This window comes from Mesorhizobium sp. M7A.F.Ca.US.002.01.1.1, from assembly GCF_004022955.1.
Classification (GTDB): domain Bacteria; phylum Pseudomonadota; class Alphaproteobacteria; order Rhizobiales; family Rhizobiaceae; genus Mesorhizobium; species Mesorhizobium ciceri.
Map to the genome: position 1 here is coordinate 1 of NZ_RZQE01000403.1, position 5,487 is coordinate 5,487.

The window sequence follows — 5,487 nt, forward strand, 5'->3', positions numbered from 1 at the left end:
GCCCGATGGCGTCGAGCCAGAGCAGCCATTTCCAGCGCGATTCGACACGATGCGCGCTGAAGAAGACCAGCACCGCAACCGCGGCGCAGACCAGCACATAGCCGGAGTTGGCGACCCAGAAAACCGGCAGGTTGAGGATGACGTCGCGAAGCGTGCCGCCACCTATCCCGGTGACGCTGGCCAGGAACAGGAAGCCGATAATGTCGAGCTGCTTGCGCGAAGCCGCAAGCGCTCCGGTCGCCGCGAAGACGGCGACACCGGCATAGTCGAGAAGCGCGATGGGGTTCATTGCAGGCCAGGGGAGTAAGGGAATAAGGCAGTAGGGCAGTAGGGCAGTATGTTTAGCACGAAGCCGCACGGAAGGTGCGATTGCCCTTTTCCCTACTGCCCTACTGCCCTACTGCCCTACTCCCCTACTCCCTTAACTATGCATCTTTCTCAGCCTGCTCGTTTACCGGCCCCGGCTCGACCGGCGCTTCAGCGGCGGCAAACTTCGGACCGCCTTTGGCGACGCCGACCATAGCCGGGCGCAGCACGCGGTCGCCGATCGAATAGCCCGGCTGCACGACCTGGACCACGGTGTTGGCCGGGACGTCCGGATTGGGCACTTCGAACATCGCCTGGTGGAAATTGGGATCGAACTTCTCGCCTTCCGGCGCGAGCTTCTTGACCCCATGCCGTTCCAGCGCCGACAGCATGGCGCGCTCGGTGAGGTCGACGCCTTCGATCAGCGCCTTGAAGCCGGCGTCACCCGATGCCTTGGCCTCGGCGGGAATCGCATCCAGCGCGCGGCGCAGATTGTCCGACACCGAAAGCATGTCGCGGGCGAAATTCGCGACCGCGTAGGTGCGCGCATCGTGAACATCGCGCGCCGTGCGGCGACGCAGGTTTTCCATCTCGGCCGCCACGCGCAGCGCGCGGTCCTTCAGCTCTTCATTTTCCTTCAGCAGCCGGACAAGGGCTTCATAGTCGCCGTCGGTGCTGCCTTCCGTGCGCTCGGCTGCGGGCTCGGTCGCCTCGACTTCATCGGGCGCGCGTTCGTCTTTTGCCTGGTCGCTCATCGCCGTTTCCCGTCAATCTCGAATGATGTGGATTTTGTGCCCGATATCGATGTTTGGCAGCCAAAAATCAAGGGGTAAGCGATTATGGAAGCCACCGGCCAAGGCCGGACAATGGCAGGCAAGGCATTTCGATTTTAATTCAAATTTTACCTTAACTGCCGGCTTTGCTTGCCCCACAGGCAGGATGGGGGAACCATTCCCTTACTGGAGGAGTTTCGAAGCCGACACAGGATTTTGAGACGATGACCCGCAACACGGGCGAAAAGGCAGAAGGGCTGGCCATCGAGGTCAGGCGCCAGTTGGGTGCCGAGGCGGTGACCCGCTTTCTACGCACCTTGCCGGCCTTCCGCACCGAGGCCGACATTCCCGACCGGCTCCGAGAACTGCTCGACCGCCTCGATGGGGCGGAGCGCGGTGACATCGGCTGGCGCCGGCGTTAACGCAACAATCGATCTTGGCAGCAAACCTCCTATCGGCAATAGCCGGGGAGAGCCGAACCATCTAAGGATAGATGTGTTGTGGTTCAAAATGGAGGACGTAGTGGGCAAGGTTTCGATCACCTCATCGCTGATGGCGCTTGTCGGCCTCGGCGCCATCACCTTGGCGGCTTTTCCGGCACAAGCAGACAATCTGCAGCTGCAATTGGGCAAACATGGCCCGCGGCTGAAGCTCATGGAAGATTGCGACCCCGCCTATGACGATTGCGAAGGCCCCCGTCGCGACGACCGGCGCGACCGCCGTCAACGAGGCTGCACGGAGGACCGGGCCCTCGACAAGGCAGACCGAATGGGCATCCGCCGCGCAAGGATAGAGTCCGTCGGCCGCCGGGAGATCACAGTCCGCGGCAGACAGGGTGGCGACCGCGTGCGCGTGACTTTTGGCACCGAGCGCGGCTGTCCCATCCTCGATCGCGAATAGCGATCGACCCCAGCGGAAAACCGACGCTCAGAATCATCAGCAGGTCGAACCGGCGGTTGGCAGGCTCGACCGCCGGGCCACGCGACAATTACGCACAGTAATTTTGCGTGATGTCGCCTTGCGGCGGCGAGGCACCCCGCCTATGCTTCCTGATGAACATGATTTCCCCTGAGACGGTCGCCAACAGCAAGCGCGCCTGGCTGAAGATTCTCGCCCGCTACAAGAAGCCTGACAGGCGGCGCAGCACCGTCGAACTCGCCATCACTCTCATTCCATTCGCCATACTCTGGGGCCTGTCCTCGGCGGCCTATGCCTATGGCCATTGGTGGGGACTGATCCTCATCCTTCCCGCGGCCGGGTTTCTGGTGCGCATCTTCATGATCCAGCACGATTGCGGCCACGGCTCCTTCTTCGCCAATCGCTACGCGGACGACTGGATCGGCCGCGCGCTCGGCATCCTGACGCTGACGCCCTACGATTGCTGGCGGCGCGCCCACGCGACCCACCACGCCAGCGCCGGCAATCTTGACGAACGCGGCATGGGCGACATCCGGACGCTGACCGTTGCAGAATACCGGCAGATGTCGTGGCGAGGCCGCCTTGCCTATCGTCTCTATCGCCACCCGCTGGTGATGTTCGGGCTCGGTCCGATCTGGCTGTTCATCTTCGAGCAAAGGCTGCCCGTCGGCATGATGCGCGGCGGCCTGACCCCTTGGGTGTCGTCGATGACCACCAATCTTGGCATCGCGGTCGCAGCAGCCATCCTCATTTGGTTCGTCGGTCCCGGCGCGTTCCTGGTGGTCCACCTGCCGATCGTCATCCTCGCCGGTTCGGCCGGCATCTGGCTGTTCTATGTCCAGCACCAGTTCGAGGAAACGGAATGGGCGAAGGATGTCGACTGGGAATTCCAGCACGCTGCCTTGCACGGATCGTCCTATTACGACCTCCCGCCGGTGCTGAACTGGTTCACCGGCAACATCGGTGTCCATCACGTCCATCACCTCTCCGCCAAGGTGCCGTGCTACCGGTTGCAGGAAGTGCTGCGGGATTATCCCGAGCTGCGCGACATCGGCCGTGTCACGCTGCTGGAAAGCCTGCGCTGCGTTAAACTGGCGTTGTGGGACGAGAACCGCCGCAAGCTGGTGTCGTTCCGCGAGGCACGGGCGGCGGCTTAAGCAATTCCAGCAGAAGTGGTGAACGGTTTCCAGGGAAAGCGCGTAGCGTTTTCCCTGGGGCAATTGCGTCAAACCAAGAAAAGTAAAACGACCGCCAGTCTATAGGCACCGCGCCTGGAGCTCCTATCAGGCAGCCCTGATCATGTCGGCGGCCTTTTCGGCGATCATGATGGTTGGCGCATTGGTGTTGCCACCAATCAGTGTCGGCATCACCGAGGCGTCGACGACACGCAAGGCTTCAAGCCCGCGCACCTTGAGTTGCGGATCGACCACCGCCATCTCGTCGACCCCCATCCGACAGGAGCCGACCGGGTGATAGACCGTGTCGGCGCGGGTACGGATATGGGTCATCAGATCGGCATCGCTTGGCTCGCCGGCGATGTGCATTTCCTTGTGCCGGTAGCGCGTCAGCGCCGGTGAAGCCAGCACCTGCCGGGTGATCCTCACGCCTTTCAACAGCAGCTCCGCATCGCGCTGGTCGCCGAGAAAGCGCGGATCGATGCGCGGCGCGGCAAGTGGATCGGCACTGGCCAGCCCAACCTCGCCACGCGAGTGCGGCCGCAATATGCAGACATGACAGGAGAAGCCGAAGCCGTAGTGCAGCGTGCGCGCATGGTTTTCGACCAGCCCGATGACGAATTGCAGCTGCAGGTCAGGGCGCTCAAGCGCCGGGTCGGATTTGACGAAAGCGCCGCTCTCGGCCGCCGGCGAGGCGATCAGCCCGGTCCCATCCCGCCGCCACTGCGCGATATGCCGTAGGAAACCCAACGCGCCGCGCGGGCTCATGCCAAGCATATCGGTGTCCTTCGATCTCCAGCCGACGATGAAATCGAGGTGGTCCTGCAGGTTCTTGCCGACGCCCGGCAGTTCGTGGACGACGGGAACGCCATGCACGGCAAGTTCGGCCGCCGGGCCGATACCCGACAGCAACAGAAGCTGCGGCGAACCGAAGGCACCGCCACACAGGATCACCTCGCACGACGCCTGCGCCACTGCCTCGCCTTTGCGTGTCCGGTAGCGGATACCGGTGGCCCGCTTGCCGTCAAGGACGATGCGTGTGGCGTGCGCCCGCGTGATCACGGTCAGATTGGTCCGCTGCATCACCGGATGGAGATAGGCGGCGGCAGTCGAACAGCGCTCGCCATTACGGGCGCCACCGGCAAATTGGGTCACCTGGAAATAGCCGGCGCCCTCTTGTTCCGGTCCGTTGAAATCGTCCGAGGCGCGAATCTGGTTTTCGGCACAAGCCTCTATGAAGGCCTTGGCGATTGGCCTCGGCGAGCGCTGGTTCGACACTTTCAGCGGGCCGTCCCCGCCATGCAGGGCATCAGTGCCGCGCTCATTGCCTTCGGCGCGCCGGAAATAGGGCAGCACCTCATCCCACGACCAGCCCTCACAGCCCAGATCGGCCCATTCGTCATAGTCGCTGCGATGGCCTCTGACATAGAGCATCGCATTGATGGCGCTGGAGCCGCCCAGCGCCTTGCCGCGCGGCTGGTAGCCGTTGCGGCCGCCAAGACCTTGCTGCGGCACGGTTTCGAAGGCCCAGTTGTTGATCCTGGGCCGGCCGGAAAGCATACCGATAATGCCAGCCGGAGCGCGGATCAGCATATCCCTGCCCTCGCCGCCAGCTTCGATCAGGCAGACCGTTTTCGAGGGATCTTCCGAAAGCCGTGCGGCAAGCGCACAGCCGGCGGACCCACCGCCGGCTATGACATAGTCGTAACGCATGAAGACCCCTCCCCGATCATTCCGGATTTTCCATCCGGAAGCTCAAGAGAAGGCTTGAACAGGGGGCGTTGTAAAGACGCGCGGAATTACCGCAACGTCAGCTGCTGCGAACGCGCCGCCAGGAGTATTTCGGGCCTTTTGGTTCCGGCACGGCGGCTGGCTGGTAGTAGAGCCCCAATCCGCCGGTGCGGCCCTCCTCCAGACGCTTCAACAGCACGGGGTTCGATATCTCGAACTCGTCGAAGCCCAGGCGCAGCATATGCGGCAGTTGGTCGACCAGTACCTGGCCCGTGGCGCGAACGGCACCTTCGAAATGGTAGCGGCCGCGCAGCAGTTCTCCCTTGGAGAAGGAGCGGCCGTCGCTGAAGGCCGGAAAGGCCAGCGCCACCAGCGACAGCTGGTCGAGCAGGTCGGCGATCTTCTCGAGCTGATCACCCGGCTGCAGCAGGACGCCGAGCCGTTCCTTGGCCGAGCGGCGCACCTCCGGATCGAGATCGAGGAAGACTTGCAACGGCAGGATGAAGCGGCCGTTGCCGGACAGCGCATCGGCGCTTTCGGCATGCGTCCACTCATCCTCCTGAAAACCCGCAGGGGTCCAGAGC

The 5,487-nt window shown here is 63.2% G+C and carries 7 protein-coding genes; 3 read left to right on the forward strand and 4 right to left on the reverse strand.

Annotation, left to right across the window (positions count from 1 at the left end):
- The coding region (locus tag EN932_RS27885; RefSeq protein WP_206618968.1) for a TRIC cation channel family protein at positions 1-289 on the reverse strand (289 nt) is incomplete at its 3' end.
- 136 nt (positions 290-425) lie between these two features.
- Positions 426-1,061, reverse strand: a complete 636-nt coding sequence (gene grpE, locus EN932_RS27890) for a nucleotide exchange factor GrpE (RefSeq protein ID WP_027161324.1) — start codon at positions 1,059-1,061, stop codon at positions 426-428.
- A 242-nt stretch (positions 1,062-1,303) separates the two neighbouring features.
- Here grpE and EN932_RS27895 point away from each other — a divergent pair, with 242 nt between their 5' ends.
- The 3 genes from EN932_RS27895 to EN932_RS27905 all read left to right on the forward strand — a co-directional run bounded on the left by EN932_RS27895 (position 1,304) and on the right by EN932_RS27905 (position 3,154).
- The gene (locus tag EN932_RS27895; protein WP_024502834.1) at positions 1,304-1,501 is read left to right on the forward strand and encodes a hypothetical protein; all 198 of its coding nucleotides are present in this window, start codon (positions 1,304-1,306) and stop codon (positions 1,499-1,501) included.
- Positions 1,476-1,979, forward strand: coding sequence for a hypothetical protein (locus EN932_RS27900; RefSeq protein ID WP_348629891.1), 504 nt, complete (start codon positions 1,476-1,478; stop codon positions 1,977-1,979). The genes EN932_RS27895 and EN932_RS27900 overlap by 26 nt, the downstream gene beginning before the upstream one ends.
- A gap of 152 nt (positions 1,980-2,131) precedes the next feature.
- The gene (locus EN932_RS27905) at positions 2,132-3,154 is read left to right on the forward strand and encodes a fatty acid desaturase (RefSeq protein ID WP_013529567.1); all 1,023 of its coding nucleotides are present in this window, start codon (positions 2,132-2,134) and stop codon (positions 3,152-3,154) included.
- 126 nt (positions 3,155-3,280) lie between these two features.
- On the opposite strand, the gene EN932_RS27910 is transcribed toward EN932_RS27905, so the two are convergent.
- Complete coding sequence (locus tag EN932_RS27910; protein WP_127384617.1) at positions 3,281-4,885, reverse strand: GMC family oxidoreductase N-terminal domain-containing protein; 1,605 nt, start codon at positions 4,883-4,885, stop codon at positions 3,281-3,283.
- Positions 4,886-4,982: 97 nt separating this feature from the next.
- Positions 4,983-5,487 (reverse strand): DUF934 domain-containing protein (locus EN932_RS27915; protein ID WP_164890648.1); only part of this gene is annotated, 505 nt, incomplete at its 5' end.

What these genes read in the sequence shown, in the direction of transcription:
- EN932_RS27905 (WP_013529567.1), top strand. Translation starts at nt 2,132, where the DNA reads ATGAACATGATTTCCCCTGAGACGGTCGCCAACAGCAAGCGCGCCTGG.
- EN932_RS27910 (WP_127384617.1), bottom strand. Translation starts at nt 4,885, where the DNA reads ATGCGTTACGACTATGTCATAGCCGGCGGTGGGTCCGCCGGCTGTGCG.
- EN932_RS27895 (WP_024502834.1), top strand. Translation starts at nt 1,304, where the DNA reads ATGACCCGCAACACGGGCGAAAAGGCAGAAGGGCTGGCCATCGAGGTC.
- grpE (WP_027161324.1), bottom strand. Translation starts at nt 1,061, where the DNA reads ATGAGCGACCAGGCAAAAGACGAACGCGCGCCCGATGAAGTCGAGGCG.